Origin of the sequence: Spirillospora sp. NPDC029432, assembly GCF_040703975.1 — a bacterium.
Lineage (GTDB): Bacteria > Actinomycetota > Actinomycetes > Streptosporangiales > Streptosporangiaceae > Spirillospora.
Genome location: NZ_JBEZWH010000005.1, coordinates 14,478 through 40,359, shown reverse-complemented (window position 1 = coordinate 40,359; position 25,882 = coordinate 14,478). Strand labels below are relative to the sequence as shown.

Annotated in this window: 24 protein-coding genes; 9 read left to right on the top strand and 15 right to left on the bottom strand. The window is 72.6% G+C overall.

Annotated features, from left to right (window positions below):
- Window positions 1-286: 286 nt before the first annotated feature.
- The 7 genes from AB0881_RS05260 to AB0881_RS05230 all read right to left on the bottom strand — a co-directional run bounded on the left by AB0881_RS05260 (window position 287) and on the right by AB0881_RS05230 (window position 12,161).
- Complete coding sequence (locus AB0881_RS05260; protein WP_366614394.1) at window positions 287-1,327, bottom strand: hypothetical protein; 1,041 nt, start codon at window positions 1,325-1,327, stop codon at window positions 287-289.
- 25 nt (window positions 1,328-1,352) lie between these two features.
- Window positions 1,353-5,432, bottom strand: coding sequence for an FxSxx-COOH system tetratricopeptide repeat protein (gene fxsT / locus AB0881_RS05255; RefSeq protein ID WP_366614393.1), 4,080 nt, complete (start codon window positions 5,430-5,432; stop codon window positions 1,353-1,355).
- Window positions 5,429-6,463, bottom strand: coding sequence for a MoxR family ATPase (locus tag AB0881_RS05250; RefSeq protein WP_366614391.1), 1,035 nt, complete (start codon window positions 6,461-6,463; stop codon window positions 5,429-5,431). The genes fxsT (AB0881_RS05255) and AB0881_RS05250 overlap by 4 nt, the downstream gene beginning before the upstream one ends.
- A 63-nt stretch (window positions 6,464-6,526) precedes the next feature.
- Window positions 6,527-8,017 carry a hypothetical protein gene (locus tag AB0881_RS05245; protein WP_366614390.1) on the bottom strand — a complete coding sequence of 497 codons (1,491 nt, stop codon included), beginning with the start codon at window positions 8,015-8,017 and terminating at the stop codon, window positions 6,527-6,529.
- 83 nt (window positions 8,018-8,100) lie between these two features.
- Window positions 8,101-9,618, bottom strand: a complete 1,518-nt coding sequence (locus tag AB0881_RS05240) for an MFS transporter (RefSeq protein WP_366614388.1) — start codon at window positions 9,616-9,618, stop codon at window positions 8,101-8,103.
- A gap of 394 nt (window positions 9,619-10,012) precedes the next feature.
- Window positions 10,013-11,881 carry a tetratricopeptide repeat protein gene (locus AB0881_RS05235; protein WP_366614386.1) on the bottom strand — a complete coding sequence of 623 codons (1,869 nt, stop codon included), beginning with the start codon at window positions 11,879-11,881 and terminating at the stop codon, window positions 10,013-10,015.
- 97 nt (window positions 11,882-11,978) lie between these two features.
- Window positions 11,979-12,161, bottom strand: coding sequence for a hypothetical protein (locus AB0881_RS05230; RefSeq protein ID WP_366614385.1), 183 nt, complete (start codon window positions 12,159-12,161; stop codon window positions 11,979-11,981).
- 332 nt (window positions 12,162-12,493) lie between these two features.
- Between AB0881_RS05230 and fxsT (AB0881_RS05225) the strand changes: the two genes are divergently transcribed.
- Window positions 12,494-15,025 (top strand): FxSxx-COOH system tetratricopeptide repeat protein, encoded by a 2,532-nt coding sequence (gene fxsT / locus AB0881_RS05225; RefSeq protein WP_366614384.1) that lies wholly within the window; start codon window positions 12,494-12,496, stop codon window positions 15,023-15,025.
- On the opposite strand, the gene AB0881_RS05220 is transcribed toward fxsT (AB0881_RS05225), so the two are convergent.
- Entirely contained in the window at window positions 15,022-16,236 is a 1,215-nt protein-coding gene (locus AB0881_RS05220; RefSeq protein ID WP_366614383.1) for an FxsB family cyclophane-forming radical SAM/SPASM peptide maturase, read from the bottom strand. The genes fxsT (AB0881_RS05225) and AB0881_RS05220 overlap by 4 nt on opposite strands.
- 88 nt (window positions 16,237-16,324) lie before the next feature.
- A complete protein-coding gene (locus tag AB0881_RS05215; RefSeq protein ID WP_366614381.1) occupies window positions 16,325-16,822 on the bottom strand; it encodes a GNAT family N-acetyltransferase in 498 nt (165 codons plus the stop codon).
- A gap of 146 nt (window positions 16,823-16,968) precedes the next feature.
- On the opposite strand from AB0881_RS05215, the gene AB0881_RS05210 reads away from it, so the two are divergent.
- Window positions 16,969-17,340: a ClpX C4-type zinc finger protein gene (locus tag AB0881_RS05210; protein ID WP_366614380.1), complete on the top strand. Its 372-nt coding sequence runs from the start codon at window positions 16,969-16,971 to the stop codon at window positions 17,338-17,340.
- A gap of 48 nt (window positions 17,341-17,388) precedes the next feature.
- Here the strand turns inward: AB0881_RS05210 and AB0881_RS05205 are convergent, their stop codons facing one another.
- A complete protein-coding gene (locus AB0881_RS05205; RefSeq protein WP_366614379.1) occupies window positions 17,389-17,862 on the bottom strand; it encodes a carboxymuconolactone decarboxylase family protein in 474 nt (157 codons plus the stop codon).
- A gap of 148 nt (window positions 17,863-18,010) precedes the next feature.
- Between AB0881_RS05205 and bla the strand changes: the two genes are divergently transcribed.
- A complete protein-coding gene (bla, locus tag AB0881_RS05200) occupies window positions 18,011-18,973 on the top strand; it encodes a class A beta-lactamase (RefSeq protein WP_366614377.1) in 963 nt (320 codons plus the stop codon).
- A gap of 7 nt (window positions 18,974-18,980) precedes the next feature.
- Window positions 18,981-19,709: an ATP-binding cassette domain-containing protein gene (locus AB0881_RS05195; protein ID WP_366614375.1), complete on the top strand. Its 729-nt coding sequence runs from the start codon at window positions 18,981-18,983 to the stop codon at window positions 19,707-19,709.
- Window positions 19,710-19,721: 12 nt separating this feature from the next.
- On the opposite strand, the gene AB0881_RS05190 is transcribed toward AB0881_RS05195, so the two are convergent.
- Window positions 19,722-20,771, bottom strand: coding sequence for a hypothetical protein (locus AB0881_RS05190; protein WP_366614373.1), 1,050 nt, complete (start codon window positions 20,769-20,771; stop codon window positions 19,722-19,724).
- On the opposite strand from AB0881_RS05190, the gene AB0881_RS05185 reads away from it, so the two are divergent.
- Entirely contained in the window at window positions 20,733-21,176 is a 444-nt protein-coding gene (locus tag AB0881_RS05185; RefSeq protein ID WP_366614371.1) for a hypothetical protein, read from the top strand. The genes AB0881_RS05190 and AB0881_RS05185 overlap by 39 nt on opposite strands.
- Window positions 21,177-21,216: 40 nt before the next feature.
- On the opposite strand, the gene AB0881_RS05180 is transcribed toward AB0881_RS05185, so the two are convergent.
- Entirely contained in the window at window positions 21,217-21,720 is a 504-nt protein-coding gene (locus AB0881_RS05180; protein WP_366614369.1) for an FBP domain-containing protein, read from the bottom strand.
- 73 nt (window positions 21,721-21,793) lie between these two features.
- Between AB0881_RS05180 and AB0881_RS05175 the strand changes: the two genes are divergently transcribed.
- Both AB0881_RS05175 and AB0881_RS05170 read left to right on the top strand, forming a co-directional pair.
- Complete coding sequence (locus tag AB0881_RS05175) at window positions 21,794-22,159, top strand: hypothetical protein (RefSeq protein WP_366614367.1); 366 nt, start codon at window positions 21,794-21,796, stop codon at window positions 22,157-22,159.
- Window positions 22,160-22,182: 23 nt separating this feature from the next.
- Window positions 22,183-22,308 carry a hypothetical protein gene (locus AB0881_RS05170; RefSeq protein ID WP_366614366.1) on the top strand — a complete coding sequence of 42 codons (126 nt, stop codon included), beginning with the start codon at window positions 22,183-22,185 and terminating at the stop codon, window positions 22,306-22,308.
- A 27-nt stretch (window positions 22,309-22,335) separates the two neighbouring features.
- Here the strand turns inward: AB0881_RS05170 and AB0881_RS05165 are convergent, their stop codons facing one another.
- Together AB0881_RS05165 and AB0881_RS05160 are read right to left on the bottom strand one after the other, a co-directional pair.
- Window positions 22,336-22,734, bottom strand: a complete 399-nt coding sequence (locus AB0881_RS05165) for a hypothetical protein (protein WP_366614364.1) — start codon at window positions 22,732-22,734, stop codon at window positions 22,336-22,338.
- A gap of 169 nt (window positions 22,735-22,903) precedes the next feature.
- Window positions 22,904-23,539 (bottom strand): TetR/AcrR family transcriptional regulator, encoded by a 636-nt coding sequence (locus AB0881_RS05160; protein WP_366614362.1) that lies wholly within the window; start codon window positions 23,537-23,539, stop codon window positions 22,904-22,906.
- A 146-nt stretch (window positions 23,540-23,685) separates the two neighbouring features.
- Here AB0881_RS05160 and AB0881_RS05155 point away from each other — a divergent pair, with 146 nt between their 5' ends.
- Window positions 23,686-24,444, top strand: a complete 759-nt coding sequence (locus AB0881_RS05155) for an SDR family oxidoreductase (protein WP_366614360.1) — start codon at window positions 23,686-23,688, stop codon at window positions 24,442-24,444.
- A gap of 172 nt (window positions 24,445-24,616) precedes the next feature.
- Here AB0881_RS05155 and AB0881_RS05150 read toward each other — a convergent pair whose 3' ends face one another.
- Window positions 24,617-25,051, bottom strand: coding sequence for a hypothetical protein (locus AB0881_RS05150; RefSeq protein ID WP_366614359.1), 435 nt, complete (start codon window positions 25,049-25,051; stop codon window positions 24,617-24,619).
- 380 nt (window positions 25,052-25,431) lie between these two features.
- On the opposite strand from AB0881_RS05150, the gene AB0881_RS05145 reads away from it, so the two are divergent.
- Window positions 25,432-25,851 carry a hypothetical protein gene (locus tag AB0881_RS05145; RefSeq protein ID WP_366614357.1) on the top strand — a complete coding sequence of 140 codons (420 nt, stop codon included), beginning with the start codon at window positions 25,432-25,434 and terminating at the stop codon, window positions 25,849-25,851.
- Window positions 25,852-25,882: the final 31 nt, after the last annotated feature.

Sequence of the window (25,882 nt, the reverse complement as noted above, 5' to 3'; positions counted from 1 at the left end):
CTGGCGCGGGAGGGCACGTGACCGTCCGCGACCGCCGGCACGACCGCGCGTGCCCGGCGGATACGTCCCTTATCCCCAACCGGCGGCCGCAACCCACGTCACAGGGCTGGACCGTTCCGATCCGGCGACCGTCCCTTCCCCCGCGCATTGCACGGTGTTGCCCGGCGAGCGGCGCGCGCCACCCGCCGCCACTCCACCAGGGTGGAATGAATTCATCGCAATCAGGTAAACCTAGGGGCCGGTTCGTGCGTCCGGCAACACCCGCCCCAGGGGAACCTCACGCCTCTCAGGGCCCGTCCGGTCCCAGCAGGAGCCGCGCGATGGCCCTTTCCAGGCGCCCCAGGGCCAGGGACTCGCCGGCGAAGCCGCGCAGCGCGCGCAGCAGTTCCTGGAGCCCGCCCGGGTAGTCGAGGCAGGTGCGGATGATCTCGTACGTGTCGGAGCGCGCGTCGAACGACCGGGGGATCACGGACCTGATCTGGAGCGGCAGCGCGTTCACCACCCGCTCCCGGCTGCGCTCCGCCGTCATCTGCGGGATCTCCAGGGCGTACTCCACCAGCTCGAACAGGACGTCGCCGGGCGGGACGGAGCCGCCCGGCGGGGCACCGGCCGCGACCGCCTCCCACCAGGGCGGCGCGACGACGGCCTCCGGCGACGCGGCCACCACGGCGCCGCCGCCCGGCCCGGCGGCGGGCTCGGCGGCGGACTCGGGCTCGGGCGGGAGGCCGCGGCCCGGCAGCGTCACCCACGCGGCCGCCCGCGTCTCCTTCACCTCGACGCCGATCCGCCGGTACGCGTCCGGATCGGCCGCGCCCCGCCCGTGCCGGACCACGTCGCCGTACACCGCCTCGGAGACGGCCAGCGCCAGCTGCGCGCCGGACGCGCGCATCACCTCCTTGAACGCGGGCGCGTCCAGGATCCGGAACGCGTGGTTCACCGCGTCGCCGACGACGCCCGTCCCGTCCCAGTGCGCCTCGCCGGTGTGCAGCGCCGCGCGCAGCCGCAGCCGCGCCGCCTCGTTCGAGACGCCGTTGTGCAGGCGCAGCCGGGCGAGCAGCATGGCGGCGGCCTCGGTGACGCACGTGGCGCGGTCGGCGTGCGGCGGCATGATCACCATCGCGCCGTCGCCGCGGTCCTCCACATGGCAGTCGCCGAGCGGGACCGCGCCGGGCACCGCGAACGCGGCCTCCAGCGCCGCGTACATCGCCCGCCGCACGTGCGCGCGGGCCTCGTCGGTGCGCCCGGTGTCCCCGAACGAGGCGATGTCGCACACGAAGATCGTGCACAGCCCCGAGGGACGCCACCCCTCGCCTGCGGGAACCGGCATGTCGCATCCCCCTTCGCGGGAACGGTCACAGGGACGGAAGCTCGATGTCGCACTCCAGCGGCTCGCCGGCGGCGGCCGCCTGCACTTCCGGATGCCCGTCGCCGAGCGCCGCGGCGAGCCCGGCCAGGGCCTCCTCACCGCCCGACCCCCGGATCCGCTCGCTGTTGTGCGCGCACGCCAGCGTGTACGGGTGCTCGGGGCCGAGTCTCGTCCAGAACTCCTCGGCGGTGCGCGCGGCCAGCTCGTACGCGGCGTCCGGTTCGCCGAGCAGCCAGAGATCGTTGGCCAGCCCGTTCGCGCAGCACAGCGTGTAGTAGTGCTCGGGCCCCGGGTGGTCGCGCAGCGCCGCGTGCGCCGTCTGGTCGATCTCCAGCGCCTCCCGCACGTCGCCGAGGGCGCGCAGCACGACACCGAGCCCGGCGGCGCAGGCGTGCGTGAACGGATGCCGGGGCCCGAGCGTGGCGCGGTACCCGGCCAGGGCCTGCTCGGCGAGGCCGCGCCCCTTCCGGGGGTCGCCGGCGGCCGTATGGGCCAGCGCGGCGGTCATCGCGGCGCCGAGCGCGGCGGGATGCGACTCGCCGAGCCAGGCGGCGTGCCCGTCGAACGCCTCGTCCGCGAGCCGCACGGCCTCCGGCGTCTCCCCCGCCTTGCGCAGCGTCCCGGCGCGCAGCCCGCGCACCCTGAGGACCTCGGGATGGCCGGCCCCGAACGTGGCCGCCGCCTCGTCCGACGCGGCGCCCAGGAGGCGGAGGGCCTCCTCGTACCGGCCCAGGCCGTGCAGGTCGCGGGCGACCCGGCGCCCGGCCGGCAGGACCTGCTCGGGGGCGGGACGGTCGCCGCGGAGGATCTCGTCCAGGGTGTCCATGTCGACGGCGTGGGCCTCGTGGAAGCGGCCGAGCAGGTACAGGTCCGTGCCGACCGCGGCGGCGGCGCGCAGCGTGCTCGTGTCGCCGTCGCCGTACCGCTGCCGCATCCGCCGCCATTCGCCGCTGTCGACCCGGTACGCCCCCTCGAAGTCGCCGCGCAGCCGCAGCTCCGCGCCGCCGGGGTCCGGTGGCGCCGCGCCGTCCGCGGACCGCCCGCCCCGCCTCCGCTCGACGGCGCGTTCCAGCTCGGCGACCAGGGCGTCCCGCGCGCCGAACCGGTCCCGCCACTCGGCCAGGGCGCCCTCCCCCAGGCGGCGGGCGGCGTCGTGCTCACCGATCGCACGGAGGAACACCACCTGGTCCACCACGACCTCGCGCGCCTCGGTCCGCTCCGCCTCGACGAGCTCGGCCGGGACGACCTGCGAGCCGATCGAGACGCGCGCGTCCCAGGACGCCGGGTCGGCCGGGCCGCTCTCGGGCATGGCGGCGGCGAGGAGCGCGTGCACCTCGTTCCGGCGGCGGTCCAGGGCGCCGGTGCTCATCCGCACCGTCACCATGTCCCGGACCTCGGCGGACACCTGGAGGGTGCCGGCCACCGGATCGAACCGGCCGAGCCCCATGCGGTCGATCGCCCGCATCTCGCCCAGGACGCGGTCCACGATCGACCGCCCGGCGGCGAGCAGCCACGCGGGCACCGGCCCGGAGGACAGGAACGGCCACAGCTCCAGCAGCTCCGCCGCGGCGGGGTCGGCCTCGCGCAGCCGGTCGAGGGCCAGGGACGTCGTCGGCGCCAGCCCGGTCGTCGGCCCGTGCGGGGGGTTGTACGGCGCGTGGCCGATCGAGTCGAGGTCCCGGCGGTAGCGCTCGACGTCCAGCCCCGGCGTGCGGAAGAGGCCGATCGCCATCCGCAGCGCCGGAGGCAGGTCGTTCAGCAGGAACGCGAGCCGGTCCTGGTCGGCGTCGGGCAGGGCCGCGATCTGCGCCCCGAGCAGCGCGACGCTCTCCGCGCGCTCGAACGCCCCCACCGCGATCCCCGTGCCCGTCCGCGCCCAGGCGCGGTGGCGGGAGGTGACGAGCACGTCGCCCGCGCCACCGGAGCCCAGCGCTCCGGCAGGCGGCATCAGCCGCAGGAGGTCCCCGGGGGCGCAGGCGCCGTCGTAGACCAGCAGCCAGCGGCCGTCCGGCAGCCCGGCGCGGAGGGCCTCCAGGACCCTGCCCGCGAGCGCGGGCGGATCGTCGCCGGGCGGCAGGCCCAGGTCGGCCGCCACCCGCCGCAGCGCGGCCCGCGCCATCACCGGGTCGGACGCGGGGATCCACCACGTCCAGGCGTAGTCGCGGGCGTGCGCGTGGGCGTACTCGACGGCGATCTGGGTCTTGCCCACGCATCCGAGGGTGCTCCCGCCCTCCGGCAGCAGCGCGGTGAGCCCGCCGCGCAGTTCCGTCTCGATCCGGGACAGCAGCGCGCGGCGTCCCGTGAACGCCGGGTCGCGCGGCGGGACGCCGCTCCGCCGCCCGGCCGGTTCGCTCTCCGGCGCTGCGCCCGGCTCCTGGCCCTGGGGTACGGCGGTCCCGGCGATGCGTTCGGCGATCTCGGTGTAGCGGCCGCCCAGCCGCGCCAGCACCTGCGCCGCGACCTGCGCGAACGGCCGGTCGAGCGGCGGCGGCGCGGTGTCGGTCCGGACGGCGGCCAGCAGCGCGGGGAAGTCGAGCGAGGAGCCCATCCGGGCCCGGACCGTGTCCCACACGGCGCGCAGGACCCCCAGCGCCTCGTCCCGGCGCAGCGCGCCGAGCAGCACGTCGCGGACGCCGTCCTGGAAGTCGTACGCGACCTCGTCGGGATCGCCGCCGCCGTCGCCGGCGACCCGCAGGAGCCCGCTCAGGAAGACCTCCGCCAGGTGCGCCGGTGTCGAGCGGGGCAGCATCGACCGCTGGACCAGCCGCATGACCGGCAGCCGCAGCGGGGCGGCGGCCAGGTACCCCGCCAGCTCGAACGCCGCCGGGGAGGCCGAGGCGCGGAACCGCAGCACCCGCGCCGGCGAGGAGAGGTCCTCCTCCGGCGCGAGGGACGGGACCCGCGCGCCCGCGGCGGCCGCGCCCGCGGCGGCGGCGCCCTCCGCGACCGGGCGGCCGGTGAACAGCGCCGCGCCGGCGATCTCGTGCCCGGCGCCGGCGACCATGCCCGCCCAGGGCCGCAGCCAGCGCGGCTCCAGCTCCATCACCGGCACCGCCACGCCGGGCGGCACGTGGACGCCGCGCTCGCGCGTCCGGACCGCGAGGCGGGCGTTCGCCGCGCCCGGGGCGGGCGCGGCCAGCCGTACCGGTTCGACGGCCGCGCCGCAGCGCCACCACAGCCGCTGCGGCAGCGGCTGGACGATCGCGACCGCGCCCGCCCGGCCCCACCGGCCGAGCAGCGCGGCGGCCCGGCCGTCCTGCCAGGCCGCCCCGATGCAGTCGCTCAGCACGAGCATGATCCGCCGGTGCCCCGGCCCGCCCGGCTCGTTGCCCGTACGCGCCGCCCCGGCGGAGGGGCCCGGGGCGGCGCGCAGCACGAGGGGACCGGCGCCGGTGTCGAGGTACCTGACGCGCACGTCCCGGAACACGCCGAGCCGCTCCAGCAGCAGCCGCAGCTCGTCGGCGGTGCGGCGCCACAGCGCCATCGACGGCGACACGTCCACCACCAGGATCAGCTCGAACCGCCGTTCGGTGGCGGGCCGCAGCACCGGCTCCCACGCGCCGGTCTCGGCGAACCGCCGGGCCGTCTCCGGCTCGTCCAGCCGTCCCGGCAGCGGGGACCGGACGTGCAGCCGCAGCGGCCGCAGCGCCCGGGAGATCGCGAGCGTGCGGGGGACGGCGGGCACGGCGGGACTGCGGACGGGGTACGAGGCGGCCGCCGCGCCGCCGTCGCGGCCGGTGAGGAAGAGGCCCGCCTGCGGTACCGCCGAAGAGGTCTCCGCGGGCCGCGTACCGGGCGTGCCGTCGCCGTTCGCTCCGGCGGGGACCTGCGGCGGGTCCTGCCCGCTCGCGGTGGCCGGGGCCTCCCGGGACGCGCCGGAGCCGTTGGCCGCGCCGCCCGGACCGCCCGGGCCGTCCTGGTACGCCGCCGCGTCCGGCGCGGCGGCGGGGGACGCGCGGCGGTCGTCCCGGGGCAGGTGCCGGGCGAGCCACAGCGCGTCCGCCAGTTCCTCGACCGAGGGCGGCGGGTCCAGCCCGCGCAGCGCCTCGACCAGCCGGGCGATCATCCCGGGCCCGCGGTGTCCAGCGGCCGCATGATCGCCTCCACCAGCTGCGCCAGCGTGGTCTCCGGCGGGCGGGCGCCCGAGGTGGCCAGGTAGATCGCGTTCAGCAGCTGGTCGGTGGCCAGATCGCCGCCGCGCCGCCGGTCGAGGAACTCCTCGATGAGCGCGCGGCCGCCGTCCCTGGCCTCCTCGCCCAGGTGCGCGGCGACGATGTCGGCCAGCCGCTCGCCGGACGGCGGCTCGATCGCGACCCGGACGCAGCGCCGCAGGAACGCCGGCGGGAACTCGCGCTCGCCGTTGCTGGTGATGACCACGATGGGGAAGTCGAGGCAGCGGACCTGGCCGCGGCGGATCGGCGCCCGCCCCTCATCGTCGGCCGTCATCACCTCGATCGGCGGGCCGTCCTCGGGCAGCCGCTCCAGCTCCGGCACCGAGAACCGGCCCTCCTCCAGCACGTTCAGCAGGTCGTTGGGCAGGTCGATGTCGCTCTTGTCCAGCTCGTCGATCAGCAGCACGCGCGGGCGCACCTGCGGCAGCAGCGCGGTCCCCAGCGGCCCCAGCCGGACGTACCGCCCGATCGCGGGCATGGCCTCGTCCGCCGGGACGTTGGCGCGGCGCACGTTCGCCTCCTGCACGCGCCCGATGGCGTCGTAGTCGTACAGGCCCTGCTGGAGCGTCGTGCGGCTGGAGATCGGCCAGTACAGCACCGGCCCGAGCCCCAGCTCGTAGGCGATGTTGTACGCCAGCGTCGACTTCCCCGATCCCGGCTTCCCGGTCACCAGCAGCGGGCGCCGCAGGTGCAGCGCTGCGTTCACCTTGTCGGCGACCAGCGGGTCCACCCGGTACGACACCGCCCGTTCGAGGTCGGCCGGGCGGCCCGCCGTCGCCGGGTCGTACGCGCCGAACCGCCGCCACGGCGGGGGCGGCGGCAGCCGGTCGATGCCGCCGTGCGGCGCGCTGTTCCCCTTGTAGACGCGCCAGTCGCCGCCGGTCCCGTCCGGGGCGGCCTCGGGCGGCTGATCGGGTGGCACCATGCGGACCTCCGAGGGTCTGGGTCGTCTGCGCGATCAGGGGGCGGGGGTCAGGGAGTTCAGGGGTCAGGTGGGCGGTTCCAGCCGGACGTACGGTTCGGGAACGCGGTCGGCGTCGTCGAAGATCAGTGCCAGGTGCAGGCCCAGGTGCTCGTCCGGCCCTTCGGACAGGACGGCCGCGCGGCGCAGGTCGCGCACCCGGCGGGGGAGGGAGAGCAGGTCGCCGGAGTCCAGGAGGGCGCGCGCGTCCGGGTCGAAGCCGTCCGGGCCGCGGCCGTCCCGGCACCAGACCACGACGGGGACGCCCGCCTGGAGGCCGATCCACAGCTCGTCCACGGGCCCGCCCTCCCCGGCGTCCGGGCCTCCGGCGCCCGGCGGGAACGCCAGCGCCAGCCCGGCGGTCGCGTGGTCGGACAGCAGCGTGAACAGCCGCTCGTCGCCGTACTCGCCCGGCCGCCGGATCACGTGCACCGCCGCGTTCTCCGGGTCGTCGCGCAGCCGCTCCCACTTGCGCCGCCAGTTGTGGTGCAGCGCCCGGTGCCGCAGCCGGTCCAGGCTGCGCAGCACCACCGGGTACTCGATGCCCAGCCGCCGCGGCAGCCCGGCGACCGACACCTGGAACTGGTCGAACGGCCGGTCGACCAGCGCGCGCGGCAGCACGAACTCGATGGTCAGGTCGGGCACCTCCCGGCCCGCCACCCGGTGGTCCTCGACCAGCAGCGACTCCACCAGGGCCGGCAGCCGGCCGAGCGGCAGCGGCTCCTCGTCGCAGCGCAGCATGATCCCGGGCTCGCCGGCGAACTGGAGCCACGCGGTGACCAGGAACCGGTCGAAGTCCGCGCCGTCCGGACGGCACTCGATCACCAGGTACGCGCCCCGCTCCGCCGGTCCCGCCCCGCGCCCGGCGGGCAGCGCGCCGGGCCGCCGCAGCCGCTTCCGGTCGACGCCGAACCGGGCGGCGGCGCGGCCCGTCCAGGCGTCGAGCGCGTCGGCCACCGGGCCCTTCGCGTACGCCGACAGGTCGGTGACGAAGGTGAGCAGCGGCGGTACGCCGTCGGCGCCCAGCGGGACCTCTTCCAGGTATGCGACGAAGTCCCGGATGCCCCACACGTTGCCGCCCAGCGCAGGGCCCAGCGGCCCGACGGCGTTCCGGTAGAGGGCGGGCAGGTCGCCGAAGTAGACGGCGTTCAGCCCCTGCGCCTCCAGGGCGTGGACGAGCTGGTACAGCTCGCGGCGCTCGGCCGGCTGCAGCAGCGGCTCGGGCAGCAGCTCCTCGACGACGGCGCGGGCGGCGCGGACGGAGAGGCTGTCCCCGTAGAAGTTCCACAGGGCGTCCACCAGCATGTGGACGCCGCCGGGGCAGGTCAGGCACGCGTCGACCAGCTGCCACACGTCGTGCATGTCCTGCTCGTGCCGGATCAGCTCCAGGCCGCGGCCGAGGCCGCGTTCCAGCACGGTGATGCACAGGTCGCGGGTGCTGCGCACGCGCATCCCGTCGATCTGCAGCAGCGCGGTGACCAGCCTGCGCTGGTCCGCCACGTCAAGAGACCTGACCATCCTCCAAGGCTCCGCGGTTCCTCCTGTCGAGAGCGGGCGGGCCGGCAGGCCCGGCGCGAACGGCGCCCCGCCGCTTCCGATCATCACGGAACGGCGCGCGCGCCCACCGGGGAGTGACCGGATCCGGCCGCCGCGCCCGCGACCGGTGCCTGCCCGTGTCCCTGCCTGCCAACAGGATTAGGCCATGGGGCGAGCGCCGGTCCAGTGTCACGGGACACATTTCCGGCATCCGCGTGATCTCCGTCGGCGCGTACCGCCGGTACGGACGCTGCGGCGGCCGCGCGGCGGCGGAAGAGCCTCGGCAGCAGCGGGAGCGACGACACCGCGGCGAGGGCGCCCATCACGCAGGTGACGAGCACGGCCGTGGTCTCCGGGTTCAGCTCCTCGATGACGTACCCGGCGCTCAGCGCGCCGAGCGGGATGGCGCCGCCGGTGACGAACCCGGTGACCCCGCTGATCTGGCCCTGGAGGTCGCGCGGGACGGTGGCGCCCTTGTGGACCTCCAGCGCCACGTTCACATGGGCGCCCATGATGCTGCAGCAGCCCCAGGCGACGAGCCCGATCATCGGGTGATCGGCCACCGCCACCACGCCGACCAGCAGCAGCCAGCTCCACACGCAGCCCACGACGATGACCGGCGGCCCGTACCTGCGCAGCATCCGCGGCGCGACCAGGGCGCCCACCAGCCCGCCGACGCCGGACGCGGCCAGGAAGAGGCCGGTGAGCGAGCTGGAGATCCCGCGCTCCTCGGCCGTGACCACCAGCAGCAGGACGACCATCTGGAAGAAGAAGTTGGCGATCGCGCAGATCACGATGACCGCGCAGAGGAAGCGGTCGCGGAACAGGTGGGCCAGGCCGTCCCGGATCCGGCCGCGCGCCCGCCGGGGACGCCCGCGCCGCGCGCGGCGGGCGCCGTTGCGGTACGCCGGCTCGAATTCCCCGGTGCGCATTCTCGACATCATGCGCAGCGAGTAGAGGGCGGTCAGCGCGTCGACCAGATAGGGCAGCAGATGCTGGGCGCCGAATAGGAGGCCGCCCAGGGGCCGGCCGACGAACTGGGCGATATGGTGCCGCGCCTCGTGGCGGGCCATCGCGGCCTTGCGTACGGCGGAGCGTTCGGCCTCTTCGCTCTGCCGGAGATCACTTTCTCTCCCGGCCGTCCCCGCTTGAGCGCTTTGGGGGTTTTTCGGGGTTTCCTGATTGATTCCATAAACGATGTCGCGGACCGCGGCGCTTTCCGCGATCCCGAAGAACACCGCGCACGTGCCCGCCACGGTCACGCCCGCCACCAGCAGCCACGGCGGCCCGCCGAGCAGCCAGAAACCGGCGACGAACATCCCCGCCGACACGCACCGGACGATCTGGCTCACCCACATGATCGACCGGCGGTCGGCGCGGTCGGCCAGCCACCCGGCCGGCAGGTGGAACAGCAGGCCCGGCAGCGCCGCGGCCGCCGACACCCAGCCCGCCGAGACCGGCGATCCGTTCAGCGAGAGCGCGAGCAGCGGACTGGCCGTCCCTGCTCCGACGGCGCCGAACTGGGCGACCACCGATCCCCGCCACAGCAGCCTGAAGTCGCGTTCCCATGGAGCCCGTGACATCGGCTACTGCGCAATCACTAGAACGATGGACAATTTCACCTGCCAGGAGGCCCACCGAGAACGCATGGTGACCAGGACCCGATCAACACACCGCCAACATCGGTAAACCGCGGACCGGACTGTGCGGACGGCCGCAAAACAAAGACCCGTGACAGGCTGAGATTTGCTTTTGGCGCTCAGCCGGACGACGGGTCGGGTCGCTTTACGCACTCCGAGCGCATGTTACCGAAGACTCCGGCTCTTCCATGATGTTTCGCGGAAGACGGCATGCCGGATCGCGCCAGGCCGTGCTCACGTACCGGTCAGGAAGAACCGCGCCCCCGGCCCCGGAGCGTCGCGCGGCGCCCGATCTCCCCGGCGGCCTTCTCGCTTCACCTGCCCCGAGAGGTCCGCTTCAACCGTCGGCCCTCGCGGCGAGGATCTCGCCGCGGGTGCGCAGCGCCTCCGGCATGTCGCCGTCCCGCTGGAGCACCGCGTCCAGCACGGCCAGCGCCGCGCCCGGCTGGCCGGCCTGCCACAGCGCCCGGCCCAGCGCCGTCTGCACCACCAGGTCGTGCGGCGACCGGTTGGCGGCGGCGTGCAGCTCGCTGACCGCGCCGGCCGCGCCGTCCTCCATCACGATCCGCGCCGCGGCCGCCAGCAGGAGCCCCACGGCGCGGGTGTCCTGGACGACCTCGAAGAGGCGCGCCGCCGCGCGGTAGCACTCGGCCGCGGTCTCCCGCCGGTCGTACTCGTAGGCGATGTTCCCGAGCAGCCGGTGCGCCCGCGCCAGCACGCGCGGATCGTTCTTGCCCTGCGTGCGGACGACCACCTTGGCGTGGTGCCAGGCGAGCTCGGCCGCCCCCTCGCACAGCGCGCGCTCGGCCGCGCGCAGCCGTTCGGCGGGCTCCCGCCGGCGCGCGGGCCCCGGCCGGTCGGCCAGCATCCCGATCACCGGCAGCAGCCGGGGATGGTGCAGCTCGTACCGGCGCTCCCCGGCGCGCCGGTGCACCCTGATCAGGTGGGCGTCCTCCAGCGCGCGCAGCACCGCGTCCGGCACGCCGGGATCGGACCGCGGCACGCCCCCGCCGGCCGGATCGCCGAACGCCGCCCGGAACCAGGAGACGAGCTCGCGCGGCACCATCCGGTGATCGGACGCGACCGTGGCCAGCGCCTGCCCGCAGTACTCGGCCAGCACCCGGTCGACCCCGGCCGCGAACGACCGTCCCCCGCCGGCCTCGGACTCCGCCTCCGGCTCGCGCACCGGCCCCGCGCGCCCGGCCTCGCCGTCCGGACCGGACCAGCCCCCGGCATCGTCCGCGCCGGGGTCGCGCGAGCCGTCCTCGCCCACCCCGCCGACCTCGCCCACAACGCCGTCCTCCGGCCGGGGCTGCTGCCACGCCCGTACCGCGTCCATGCCGGGCTCGTCCGGGTCGGCGCCGCTCTCGGCGGGCAGGTCGGCCCACAGGCGGTCGCAGACCAGCTGGAGGAGCACCGGGGAGACGGCCGGGATGCGCCGTACGCCGCCGTGCGGGGGCGTCCGGACGGTTCTGAGCTCGTCGGCCAGGGAGTCGGCGGTGCGCCGCTCGACGCGCCGGCCGGTGCGCTCGAACGGGCCGCGCACCGCCTCGGACGCGGCGTCGCGGTCGAGCGCGGCGAGCGGGTGGCAGGCGCTGCGCCCCTCGGCCAGGCGGGCGGCGAGCGCGCGGACCTCGTCCAGGTACTCCTCGCGCACCGCGAGCAGCAGGTGCAGGTTGGGTTCGGCGGCCATCGCCTCCGCGAGCTGGCCGATGAAGCGGCGGCGCTGCTCCCGGTGCGCGACCGGGTCGCGGACGAGCAGCTCGGCGTCGTCGATCGCGGCGAACGTCCGGACCGGCAGGCCGCGGCCGCCCCGCCCGCCCTGGCGGCGCAGGAAGCCGAGGACGGTGCGGCCGGCGACGCCGGGCGCGGGCTCGTCCGGGTACCAGGACGAGAGCAGCGCGAACGTGAAGAGGTTCTGCTCGGGGAACGCGGCCGCCGGGACCGCGTTGCGCCGCCAGATGCGTCCCGGGCGCAGCACGCGCTCGCCCGCGGAGTCGAGCAGCGGCATCGCGCCGGCGCAGACCAGGGAGGTCTTGCCGGCGCCGGCGCCGCCGTGCAGCACCGTCAGCCGGTTGTCGCGCCACAGCCGGACGACGTCCTCGGACTCCCGCCGGCGGCCGTGGAAAAGGTGGTCGTCGCCGCGGCCGAACGGCCGGTCACCGGCAAAGGGCGAGGTGCCTTCGGCTACGGAATTGGTGATCACCGGACGACCTCCGCGCGGATTCTCCCCGGCCGGCGCACCGGACTTCGGGAAGACTCTGGTCCGACCAGAGTAGTACGGCCCGGGCCGGGCGTTCCGGTCAGCCGCTGAGGTTGTTTCCGAAACCGCTCGGCGGGTCGGTGGGCGACCGCAGCGGGTCGATGATCTCCGCCAGCGCGCGCATCAGCGCGGACCCCGGGAACCTGGCCAGATCGGCCCCGCGGAGTTCGGAGGTGTCGATCGGGTCCAGGTCGGGTCGCGGGTCGGTGGCCTGCTGAGTCATGCAATCTCCCGGTCGAGCGCCGGGCCGCCGGATCTTCGGCGGCCGCCGTGTACCTGAGCACATCGCACCGTCGCGATGGGTGTCGCGCCATGCCGCGCCGATGTGATTCTTTCACCGGTGACCGGTTTCGTCCATATCCGAGTTGTGGATCACTGAAAAGCGAATTCGCTGCTGACCGAATCCCGGAGAACCGCCGCCGTGAGTCACGCGACACAGTCATTCTGACTTGCGCATGTTTTCGTTGCGACAGAGATATGGAAGGGTTGCCGGAAAGGCCAGCAGAACGGAAACTCACCAACGGCCCCGTGCCGTTAGTGACGGAGGTGTGCCGGATGAGCAGTCCACGCCCAGGAGCGGCGCGACCGGCGGGGCGTGTGCCCGAGGTGTGGGGCCGGGTCCCCCAGCGGAACAAGAACTTCACCGGCCGCCAGGAACTGCTCGACCGATTGCGCGCCGGCATCGCGGGCCAGGTCACCGCGGTCGTCCCGCACGCGCTGCACGGAATGGGCGGCGTCGGCAAGACCCAGATGGCCGTCGAGTACGCCTACCGCTACCGGTCCGAGTACGAGGTCGTCTGGTGGATCCCCGCCGATCAGCCCGTCCTCGTCCGCGCCTCGCTGGCGAGCCTGGCGCCGTCCCTCGGCCTGCCGCCCGCCACCGCCAGCGGCGTCGAGGACGCGGCCAAGGCGGTGCTGGAGGCGCTGCGCCGCGGCGAGCCGTACGACCGCTGGCTGCTGATCTTCGACAACGCCGACCAGCCCGAGGACCTGCACGACATCATCCCGCACGGCCCCGGCCACGTCCTGATCACATCCCGCAACCACCGCTGGGAAGGCGTCGTGGACACGGTCGCGGTGGACGTCTTCTCCCGCAAGGAGAGCGTCGAGTTCCTCAAGAAGCGCGTCCCCAAGGGCATCGACCCCGACGACGCCGGCCGGCTCGCCGACGAGCTGGGCGACCTCCCGCTGGCGCTGGAGCAGGCGGGCGCCCTCCAGGCCGAGACCGGGATGGGCGTCGGGCAGTACCTGGACCTGCTGCGCGAGCGCACCTCCCAGCTGCTCGCCGAGGGCAAGCCCAGCGAGTACCCGGTGTCGATGACCGCCGCCTGGGGGCTGTCGGTGGCCAGCCTGAACGAGAAGCTCCCCGAGGCCATCGAGCTGCTGCGGTGCTGCGCGTTCTTCGGCCCCGAGCCGATCCCGCGGGACGCGTTCAGCCAGCCGCGCGTCCCGCTCGACGAGCGGCTCTCCACGCTGATCGGCGACCCCATCAGGCTGAGCCGGGTGGTCGGCGAACTCGGCCGGTACGCGCTGGCGCGCCTCGACATCCCCGGCCGTACCCTCCAGATCCACCGGCTGATCCAGGCCCTGATGCGCGAGCAGCTGTCGGAGGCGGAGCAGGAGCGGATGCGCGACCAGGTGCACCGCCTGCTGGCCGGATACGCTCCCGCCGACCCCCTCGAACCCGGCAACTGGGACCGCTACTCGTCCCTGCTCGGGCACATCACGCCGTCCGGCATCGGCTTCAGCGAGCTGCCCGAGGCCCGAGAGACCTGCCTCAACATCGTCCGCTACCTGGCGGCGTCCGGTGACTTCGCCTCCGCCCGGACGCTCATCGACACGTTCCTCGACGACTGGACCGCGACCTCCGGCGAGGAGCACCCCGACGTCCTGTCGCTGCGCCTCGAACAGAGCAACACGCTCCGCGAGCTGGGGTCGTACGACGAGTCCGCGAAACTGAGCCGCAAGTACCTGCCCACCGCCGAGCGGGTGCTGGGCCGCGACGACGACCTGTCGCTGCGCTTCCTGCGCGGCTTCTGCGCCGACCTGCGCGCCGAGGGCCGCTTCCAGCAGGCGCGGGAGCAGGACGAGGACCTGCTGCGGCGGTTCGAGGAGAAGTACGGGGCCGAGGACGTGCGGACCATCCGCACCGTCAACAACCTCGCGCTCGACCTCGGCCTCAGCAGCGACTACGTCGGCTCCCGCGACCGGCTCGGCGAGGCGTACCAGCTCTGCCTGTCCTTCGACCCCACCGCCGTCGACAAGCTCACGCTGCTGAACGTGTGGAGCGGCCTCGCCCGCGCCGTCCGGCTCTGCGGCGACTACGCGGAGGCCTGCGACCTCGGCGAGGACGCGTACGCCTACGCGGTCGAGGAGTTCGGGCCCGAGCACAACCGGACGCTGCGCACCGGCCGGGACCTGTCCATCGCCTGGCGGCGCGCCCCCGACCTCGACCGGGCCAGGGAGCTGGCCGAGGACGTCCACGCGCGCTGCGTCCGGCAGTTCGACCTCGACCATCCCGACACGCTGGCCGCCGCGATGTGCCTGGCCAACCTGCTGCGCACGGTCGGGGAGAGCGACGCCGCCGTCGAGCTCGCCGAGGACACCGTGCGGCGCTACCCGCGGATCTACGGCCCGGCCCACCCGTACAACCACGGCTGCACGGGCAACCTCGCGATCATGTACCGGGTGCAGAACGACCCGGTCACCGCGCGGCGGCTCAACGAGGAGGCCCTGGCCGGCCTGGACGAGTCCCTCGGCCGCGACCACCACTACACCCTCACCGTGGCCACCAACCTGGCCAGTGACCTGGCCGCGCTCGGCGAGTACGGCGACGCCGTCAGCCTCGGGCGCGGCACGTCGCGCCGGCTGCGCGCCGTCCTCGGGCCGGAGCACCCGCTGACGCTGTCCTGCACCGCCAACCTCTCCGCCGACCTGCGCGCCATCGGCGAGAAGGAGGAGGCGGAGAAGCTCTACAAGGAGACCGAGGCCGCCTACACGCGCACGCTCGGCTCCGACCACCCCGACGTCAAGGTCTTCCAGGAGGGGCGCCACCTGGACGCCGACTTCGACCCGCCGCCGATCTAACGGTTCCGCAGGCCCCGCACGTCCGCGGACACCACCCGGTGGATGTGGGTGATGAGCCGGTACAGGTCGTGGCAGTAGACGGACGAGTTGAGGAAGCCGCTGCCCGACCGGTACCGGTGCGGGTAGTGACCCCCGCCGCACACCCGGCGGATCCGGCATGTCCGGCAGCGCGGGCCCATGGCGCGTTCCCCGATCTGCCGCGCCACGATCGGCGGGAGCATCAGCGCCGCGTCGAACGGGTCGCGCGACACGTGCAGGGCCGTCCCGGCCGCCCCGTCGTACGACGACTTCAGCGTGTCCACCTGCTCGATCCGGCCGTTGGTCTCCACGACCACCAGCGAGACCGGCGCCAGGCCCACCGACTCGCCGTACGAGCGCTTCCCCAGCAGCAGCCGGATGATCTCGCTGAAGAGGCGGATCCGCGTCTCCCGGACCTCGGCGCCGTACCAGCGGTCGAACACGGCGATGAGCCAGTCCCCGTACGGCGTCGTCGCGTCCTGCGGCCGCCCGGGCGGGGGCGTGTCCCAGTTGCCGTGCGGGAGCAGGAAGTCGATCGCGGGCGGCCCGGACTCCAGCAGCGACTCGTACGTCCGCACGGGGTCGTTGCGCAGGTCGATGGTGCTGAGGATGCCGCCGTACAGCCGCCGGTACGCGGGCCGGGTCAGCGCGTCGATGCCCGCCCGCACGGACTGGTAGCTGCCCCGACCGTCGGCGCGCCGCCGGTGCAGGTCGTGACCGTCCTCGTCGCCGTCCATGCTGACGCCGATCACGATGTCCAGCTCGTCGAACAGCTCCAGGAACGGGTCGTCGATGAGGACGCCGTTCGTCTGCACGTGCAGGCCCACCTCGATGTCCGGCATGGCGGACCGGAGCGTGGTCGCGACATGGCGCAGATGCTCGACCCCCGCCAGCAGCGGCTCGCCGCCGTGCAGCACCACGTCCACCCGGCGCAGCAGGTTGGACTCGGCGTGCTCGGCGATCCGCCGCGCCGTCAGCTCGACGATGGGGCGGCTCATCCGCCGCGGCTGGCGGCGCCACCCCTGGTCGGCCATCTCGTACATGTAGCAGTAGTCGCAGGCCAGGTTGCAGCGGCTGTGGACCTTCAGGATGAACTCGCGGAACGGCGTCGGGCGCCAGCCGCGTTCCAGCAGGCTCCGCACGTCGAGCGTGTCCGGCCATTCGGCCGTCCCGTTCCCGGCATCGCTGGCCACGCTGAATCGACCTCCCCAGGGGTGGGATCCGAGCGCGGCACTGCGCAGGGTCTGGCCCTCGTCGGCTTATCACGCATAGTCAAGATCGCTAAACCCTCGGGTTAATGATCGCCCATCGTTCGTGATCGCGCCAGATCCCGTCGATCCGGATCAGCTCCGGCGAGAACCCCTCCTTGCGCAGCCCGACCCGCCGCGCCAGCCGCAGCGACGCCTCGTTCCCCGGCTGGATGTCGGCCTCCAGCCGGTGCAGCCCGAGCCGCTCGAACCCGTACCGCACCGCGAGCGCGACGCCCTCGGCCATGAGGCCGCGCCCCTCGTGCGGGACGAACGCCCCGTACCCGAGCACGCCCTTCTCGTACGGCGCCCGCTCGATCCGGCTGATCGTCACGAATCCGGCGATGTCGTCGCCCGAGCACACCAGGAACCCCACGGCCTCGACCCCGTCGAACCTGGCCACGTACTCGCCGAACGCCTCCGGCGTCGTCGGCACGTTCACCCAGGGATGGTGCAGCCGCGCGCTGGCCTTCGCCAGCGCGACGAACTCGTCCAGGTCCTCCGCCGCGACCGGCCGCAGACGCACGCTCATCACCCGCAATCTACGGCAGACCATCCCGTTCCGCCCGGCGCCCTCCCCGCCACGCGAACCGCCTGGCCGGAATGCGCCAGGCCGTTGTCAGGGCATCCCTGGCAACTTAGCCTGTCAGGCACATCCTGACAGCGAAGGAGGGCGCCGTGACCTCGCCCGACACCCTGCCCGAACTCGTCCGCTGCTCCTTCTGCGGCAAGCCCGACGCCGAGGTCGGCAAGCTGGTCGCCGGCGCCGGCGTGCAGATCTGCGACGAGTGCGTCGCCCTGGCCTCATCGATCATCGACGGCAGCCCCGCGGCGCCCCCGGGACCGCGCCCGCCCGCCTGGGAGCCCCTGTCGGACGCCGAGATGCTGGGCCACATCCCGCGCGTCGCCGCGCACATCGACGAGGCCGAGGCCGACCTGCGCTCGTGGGTGCGGGAACTGCGCCGGCGCGGCGTCACCTGGAGCCGGATCGGCGAGGCCCTCGGCGTCACCCGCCAGTCCGCGTGGGAACGCTTCTCCGGCGAGGAGTGACCGCCCGGGGGAGCGTCGGCACGCTCCCCCGGCCCCCGAACCGGCCCGCTACCCCCACTGCCCGGGCACGTAGTCCCCCGCGGGCTGGCGGACGATGACGTTCATCCGGTTGAAGGCGTTGATGATGGCGATGGCGGACACGAGCGCCGCGAGCTGCTCCTCGTCGTAGTGCTCGGCCGCGTTCGCCCACGCCTCGTCGGTGACCCCGCCGGCCGCGTCGGCGATGCGGGTGCCCTGCTCGGTGAGCTCCAGCGCGGCCCGCTCCGCGTCCGTGAAGACCGTCGCCTCCCGCCAGGCCGCGACCATGTTGAGCCGCAGCGGGGTCTCCCCGGCGTGCGCCGCCTCCTTGGTGTGCATGTCGACGCAGAACCCGCAGCCGTTGATCTGGCTGGCGCGGATCTCCACCAGGTGCTGCGTCGCCACCGGCAGCCCCGAGTTCGCCAGCACGCCCGCCGCCGCGGCGACATGCTTCATGATCTTCGCCGCGACGCCGCTGCGCATGAAGTCGAGCCGAGCCTCCATGATGTCCTCCTTGCCGTTGAGCGCTTCCACAGGGAAGACGACACGGCCCGCGCGAACGTGACACCTTGGGGCCATATCCGCCGCAATATCGATCGCCCATGCGTATCGCTATTGGACGCGGCCAGTTGATCTCTGCTGTGCTCTGCGCATGAGAGCTGATTCCCGCCCGCGCACCCGGCTGGGCGCCGCGGCGCTGACGGCGTCCGCCCTGATCGCCTCGGCCTGCGGAACGAGCGCCCCGGCCGCCACGGCGGGCGCCGCGAAGCCCGCCGCCCCCGCCGTCCGGTTCGCGGCGCATGCCGGCCTCGCGAAGGCGCTGCGGGCGCTCGAATCCTCGTACGACGGGCGCATCGGCGCCGTGGCGATCGACCTCGGCACGGGCAAGGCCGTCGGCTACCGGGCGCACGGGCGCTTCCCGTTCAACTCGATGTTCAAGGTTTACGCGTGCGCCGCGGTCATGCGCAAGGCGCGCGACACCGACCCCGGCCTCCTCGACCGCGTGGTGCGCTGGAAGCCCGAGGAGGTGCTGGAGAACTCGCCGGAGACCAAGGAGTACACCGACACCGGCATGACCCCCGCCCAGCTCTGCCGCGCGGGGATCACCAAGAGCGACGGCCTCGCGGGCAACATGCTGCTGAGGCAGATCGGCGGCCCGGCCGGGCTGACCCGGTACTTCCGTTCGCTGGGGGACGGCGTGAGCCGGCTCGACCGCTACGAGCCGTACCTCACCGGCTGGGCGCCCGGCGAGAAGCCCGACACCACCACTCCCGCGGCCGCCGCGGGCTCCTTCTCCCGGATCACCACGGGCGACGCCCTCGACGCCCGGGACCGGCGGCGCCTGGTCGGCTGGCTCCGCGGCTCCCTCTCCGGCACCAAGCGCATCAAGGCCGGCCTCCCCCCGACCTGGACGGTCGGCGACAAGACCGGCACCGGCGGCGCGAGCAACTTCGGCACCGCGAACGACACCGCGATCGTCTGGCCGCCCGGAGCCACCAGGCCGATCATCATGTCCGTCCTCACCAACCGGAACGCCAAGGTCCCCCACGACGACAAGGTGATCGCCGATACCGCCACCGAACTGGCCGAGGCCCTCGGCCGGCTCGGTGCATGATGGGACGGTGATCGAACTCCGCGACCTGACCGTCCACATCGACACGGGCCGGTGGAACGAGACGGTTCTCGACACGGTGAACCTCGCCGTCCCGGCAGGCCGCCTCACCGCTCTCATCGGCGAATCCGGATGCGGCAAGTCCATGGCCGCCGCGGCCCTCGCCGGCGTGCTGCCGGAGACGGCCCGCAGCACCGGCCAGGTACTCGTCGACGGTTCGCCCGTACAGGACCGGTCTCAGTGGCGGCGCCTGCGCGGCCGCACCATCGGGCTGGTCCCCCAAGAGGGCGTCACGGCATTCGACTCCACAGAGACCGTAGGCGCGCAGCTGCGCCGGCTGGAGCGGCGCTGGAGCCTCGACCGCGCGTGCGCCGCGGCCCACTACCCCACCGAGCTGTTCGACCTCTACCCGAACCAGCATTCCGGCGGCCAGATCCAGCGCGCCGCGCTCGCCGCCGCGCTCCTGCCCGAGCCCGGCGTCCTCATCGCCGACGAACCGGCCGGCTCCCTCGACACCGAGACCGCGTACGGGGTGTGGACGACCCTCCGCCGGTACGCCGACGCCGGCGCCGCCGTCCTGGTGATCACGCACGACATCCCCATGCTCACCGCCACCGGCGTCGCCGACCGGCTGGTCCTCATGCGTCGCGGCCAGGTCACCGCCACGGGCGGGACCGGCGACCTGGCGGCCCTCCCCGACCCGTACGTACGCGGCTTCTTCGAGCCGAACACCCTCTGACCGACGAACCCTTCAGCGGCGCGTCCTCGCGAACCAGTGCCCGCGGAAATCCGACGTGGTGGTGAGCGGGTGGTCCGGATCGGTCATCTGGCGGAACAGGAACTCCGCCGCCGTGCACTCGAACCGGCTCCCCGCGTTGAGACTGTCCAGGGCGTAGACGGGCCAGCGGTCGGGATCCGGCCCCTCGGTGATCCAGAAGAACCGCTCCTCGTTCTCGTTGTCCGACCAGGGGATCACGCCGCCGGGATCCGGGAAGGGCGGAGGATGCTCGCCTCCCGGCACGATCCCGGCGTAGAGCTCGGTATGCCAGATCAGCTCCTCCGGGGTGAAGACCCGGAGGAACTCGTCGAACAGCCCGTCGCACCCGAACGTCTCGACGAGCCGCTTGTAGTCGCCCGGCAGCGGAACGCCCAGGCGCGACTCCACCGCCGCCCAGTCCGGCGCGGGCACCTCGGGCACCGTCCCCGCGGTGATCGCGACCAGCCGTTCCACCCATGGCATCTCCGCAGGCAACTCGCCCGGGTCCGGCAGATCACGCTCCGCGACGGCCACGACGGCCCGGCCGTCCACCTCTTGACCGAGCACGACCACCCGCGCGTCCCAAACCCAGGCGCGCCCCCGCGGGGGCAATTCCCCCAACCCATCGGCCCAGGGGAACGGGCCGGCGTAGCGCTCGGTGAGCACTTTCGCCAGACCGTCCACGCCGCCGGAGACCGGCAGGCACACATGCCCGAGCGAATGCCCCTCCTCCTCGCACATTAGACCATCGCGATCCATCTGCATGAGTCTGGCCACGGCGGCCGGAACCTGCTCACCATCCATGACGACACCCAAGCACGCACCAGCGACAACGCGTTGCCACAAAGCCGCCGAATTGGCCAAGGACGCCACATCGTCTGCGACGATATGCCCCACCGCGGAAGAGGAACGATGACCGAACTCGCCAAGCTCGCAAGCCTCGTCGATATGGGCGCCGCCACACGCCGATATGACTGGCCGGCGGCGGCCGCGACGCTGGGAGCCATGCCACCGCCCGATTACATCGAACTGATCGACGCTCACGGGGGCGGCACCCTCGACCGGGACCTCACCGTGTTCGAGCCGGGCGCGGTGCCCGCCGCCTACGACCTGCTGACCGAAGGACTCCTCCGCGCGGAAGACGCCGAAGAGTTCTGGGCCGAGGGCGACCCCGACTTCCCCAGACCGCCCCGGCTGTCCGCCCCCGGCACCAGGCTGATCTGCTGGGCGAGCACGCCCGCCGCGGAGTTCCTCTACTGGGTCGTCCCCAGCGCGGTCCCCTCCGCCTCATGGACGATCGCGCTGCAGCAAGGCGAGGACCACCTCTGGGAGTTCTTCGACCTGGGAACCGTGGCCTTCCTCCACTCGCTCCTCACCGGCGGGATCGAGTCGAGCATTCTGAAGGACTGGTACGCACGGCAGGATTCACACTCGTACACGCACTTCTGAACCCGGTTCGGCGAACCACACTCCGCCCACCATCGGCCCTTCAGGCGACGACCGAGGCGACGAAGGCGTCCAGATTCGCCTTGATCCGCGCCACCTTCTCCTCAAGAGGAAAACCATCGTCGCGGCCATTGCCCAGCAGGGTCTGCTTCTTGCCCCGTACGTATAGGGAACAGGCCAGGTCGGCGCACAGGTACCGTCCGACGGTGTTGCCCTGCTTGCCGGCCTCGCCACTGCGCCGTGCGCTCATCAAAGCGACCCCGCCGCCCGTGTGCACGGTCTGGCAGACCGAGCACAGACTGGACGAGTTGAACCCGCGCGCCCTACCGGGCGCAGACGCCAATCGAAGCGCTATCCCGGTGAGCCGGCCGCCCGTCTCGGCGACCAGGTAGGCCCGGTCGGGGGCCTTCTCATCACGCCAGCCGAGGAAGTCGAGGTCGTCCCAGGGGGACTCCGCGAAGTCCTTGGGAAGGCTGAGCCGCCTGGCGTCGCCCTTGGAGCAGTTGACGAAGCAGGATCGCAGGTCACGTTCGGTAATCGCTTGCACGGCGAGCGAGCCTAGGCTCGCGCCCGCTGCGCAGGCAAAACATTATCGAGCACATCGCCGCACGGGGCCGGGCATGGTGCGGGCAGTGCTCAGGATGCACAACGGGCAGCGCGAGACCATGCTCGCCGGCCGAGCCGGGACCGCGGTCCCGTGCCTGCCCACCCTGATGTTCCTGTCCACCGATCTGATCCTCCAGGAATGGCGGATGTGGCAGAAGGTCGGTGATGTCGTCGACGGTACGGTCCTCCCGGGCGCCGAAGGCATCATCAAGCCGCTGTACGGCTCGCCGGGCTGGATTCCGCTCTGGAGCGACCCGGTCAGTGCCGACTACGTAGGACTCGACCTCGGCCCGGGTCCGAAGGGCACCTCCGGCCAGATCATCGATTTCGGGCGAGACGAGGAAACCACTTCCTCTGCGCCGGCGACTTCACCGAACTAATCTCGCTCCTGCACCACGAAACCGTGATCCGCGGCGCCTGGCAGGCCACCACCATCACCGACGCCGACGGAACCCATCCCTGGTTCGAAGACCCAGAGGAGCATTTCTTCAACACCCTCTACACGAACTTCGCCGAACCGCCCCCCTAAGAAAGCCCCGGTTCGCACACGCTCGACCTACTTGCCGTCGCCGTACGACTCGTACGCGAGGTACTCACCGAAATCGTCCTGGTGCCAGCAGGGAGTACCCCACCGTCCGCCATGTTCCAGCGAACCCTCGTAGTCGATCTCCAAGCTGCTGCCCTCACTATGGCCCATCATCCCGAGTCGCCGGTTCCTGCTGTACAGAAAGAGCGAAACACTCGCGCGAGGCTCCCCGTCGTGCGACATGTCGGCCCCCAGCACCCCTTCCCAGCACAACTGGAAACCATTGCCCTGCGGAGGCGCACTACGAATGCCGCAGGAGAACGTCCACCCCTCGTCCTCCAGGAAGCAGTCGTCCAGCGGCGACACGATCTCGATCGGTTCCTGCAACAACGTGCTCAACTCCGCAACGAGCCGCGTGATCACGCTCACTCGGGGATCATCTCTGCAGGTCACCCGCTACGCCTCCCGAGCCACTAGTGAAGGCAACGGTCCGACACCGAGCATAGGGGCACGTTTACCGACAGCGACGACCCGCGCGGTCGCGGTTCCGCGGGCCCCTCCAGCGCTGGGGCGGCGGCGTACGAATTCCAGCTTCGGATCAGGCTGGTCGATCAGAGGCATAGCGGGCGAGCGTGGTCTCTACCGCTTGCTCGACGGCGTAGCGGATGTCGGAGGCTGTGGGGTTCCAGTCGGTCAGCAGCATGCGGGGCCACAGGACGTAGTTGGCGATCATCCCGAGGAACTGGTTAGCGGCGCTCTCGGCGTCCGGAACGTCGGCGTTACCGGCGTCGTGCTCCGACTCCAGGTAGCGCTGGACAGAGGTGAAGTAGGGCAGCTTGCCGAGCTGGAACTGCATCCGTCCCAGTTCGGGGAAGCGAGGCAGCTCGGCGATGACGATGCGGAACAGGGCTGTCATGCCGGGTCGGCCGATCAGGTCGGCGTAGCGGTGGCCGATGGAGGTCAGGCCGGAACGCAGATCTCCGGCCTGAGGTGGCGCGACGGCGCCGGTGGCGTCGCGCTGCCATGACTCGGTGACGATGGCCTCGAAGAGGGCTGCCTTGGTGGGGAACTGCTTGAACAAGGTGGACTTCGAGACTGCCGCCCCTTCGGCAATGCGCGCGAGGGACGTGCCGTCGTAACCGTGGTTCAGGAAGAGGTCCGTGGCCGCGGAGATGATCGCCTCACGCTTTTGCTGGGCGAGACGGCGGTGGTGTGCGGAGAGCTCTGCTGCCATGCGTGCAGTATGCCCCAGATCCGAGGCGAGTCACTTGACTCGCATCTTTGGGCCGCCTACGCTGCAATGGAAAGGCGAGTCGATCGACTCGCATCTGATGACGGTGCCCGATGTCTCTCTGGTGCCGTGTGATGAGGGAGTAGCGGATGACAGCCGACAGGATCGCTTTGGTCACCGGTGCGAACCGTGGTCTGGGCCGGAGTACGGCTCTTGCGCTGGCGGCGCGCGGGGTGCGGGTCGTGGTCACTCATCGCGGTGATGTGGCCGGGGCCGAGGGGACGGCGCAGCACGTGCACGCTGCGGGTGGGACCGCCGCTGTCGCGCGTCTCGACATCAGCGACGTCTCCTCTTTCGGAGCCTTCACTTCCGAGCTGAGCGGACTGCTTGAGCGCTGGGGGGCTTCGCGGCTCGATATCGTGGTCAACAACGCGGGGGTGGGTGTCTTCGGCCCACTGGAAGCTGTCACGACCGACGACTTCGACACGGTGTTCGGCACGAACGTGCGGGGCACGTTCTTCCTCATCCAGTCGCTTGTGCCGATGCTGGCGAAAGGCGCCCGCGTCATCAACGTCTCGTCGTCGTTGACTCGCCACACCAGTTCCGCGACCTCGGTCTACTCCGCCTCGAAGGCCGCCGTCGAGGCCCTGAGCCGCACTCTGGCCGCGGAACTCGGCCCCCGAGGTATCCAGGTCAACTCCATTGCCCCGGGGCCGACCGCGACCGACTTCAACGGCGGTGCCATGCGGGATGACGCCGGTATGCGCCAGGGGCTGGCCGGGCAGACCGCGCTTGGCCGCGTCGGCGAACCCGAGGAGATCGGCGATGCCATCGCCACACTGGCGTCCGACGGCCTGCGCTGGATGACCGCCCAGCGCGTCGAGGTCTCCGGCGGCGCCCTCCTGTGACCGACCGGGCGAGTCTGTCCCGGGCCACAGGCAACGGCGCGCTGGCCGACCTGCCCGACCCGGCAGGCGACGCGAGACGATATCGAGGCCCACCGAGCACAGCGAACGCGCCTGCCGGGTACTAGCACCGCAGGCGCCCTCCAAGCATTTGCCTTACACGCCGAGAGAAGCATCAAGCATCCGGGGCCGGAAACCGGGCGATGTACCGCAGAGCCCGCTCCCACGGATCGAAGGCAAAGAGCTCCCGTGGCCGGTGGTGGTGGCGCACACAGAACGTGTCGAGATCCATGCGAATCGGACACGGCCGAAGATCACTCTGCGGCTCGGCGGCGCGCGTGACCCGCAGGAGTTCCGACTCCAAGTTCCATCCGTCGTGATCGAACGCCCAGGTGCCGTCCGTGACGTAGATATGGCAGGCGTCCCTCGCCCCACGCGGCCAGAGGCCGACCAAGCGGAACCCGGCATCCGGATAGGTCTCGATGAACGCGTACGCGAGGATGTGGCAGGCTCCAGCGGCGAAAAACGCCACATCATCCCGATTCCACGAGAGCAACTGATCCTCTCGCTCGGCACTGGTGCGTCTGAACTGGGCGCTCGGCCGGTACACACCCGAAAGGCTACGACCCTACGGAGAACGTCAGCGCTCAATCACGGGCTTGGCCGGTGCACGTGTTGCTACAGATCAGGAGCCCCCTGGACTCCCGTGCGCCTTCGTAGCTTCCCGACCCAAACTCGGTCGAGTGCTACTCCCAGGTGTTGCCGCACATGTCGTCCATGCCGTACGGGCTGGCACCACTCGCGTAGCAGCGAACGGGGTCACGCTCCGGCGCGCAGGGGCTGGCGCTGCCTCCGCTTCGAGCAGGTCCAGTAATGACAACCTCAGCAATGTGGTCGCTGCCCTGTCGGAGCGGTCAGGCAGCTTCCGCAAGAGCCTTGCGTACAGCGGATGAGAGGGCCCTCGTGGGCGGATCTGCATGGGACTGCATAGTGCCCTATAACGGAGATGTCGCGGCCGCGCTGGCGACGGCGCGGGAGATGACGTTCCGGGAGGGCGATTTCCACTGGGTGCATGACGGCCGTTGGGGCTTGCCTGAGCGCCCGCGGCCGAACTCGGTCGCGGAACTCTGGGCAGACCCCATCGTGCAGGAGACCGGCACCCACTCAGTGCTGGACATCTGGGACGTTTGCGGCTCTGCCGAGGACTCCGAGATCGCGGTGGCTGCGCTGCTTACGCATCAGACCAGCCAACGACTCTTTGGAACCGACCGCCCGACCCGAGACGACTACCAACGTGCGCTAGTGGCGCTCTGGGATGTCGTAGAGGATCGTGGTTTCGGCTACTACGTGCTCCTATACCGCGACAACGTTCCGGACGAGATCTCCTTCTTCGGAGTCACGGGCGATTAACAACCAGGCGGACGAGCGACAGCACGGCGGG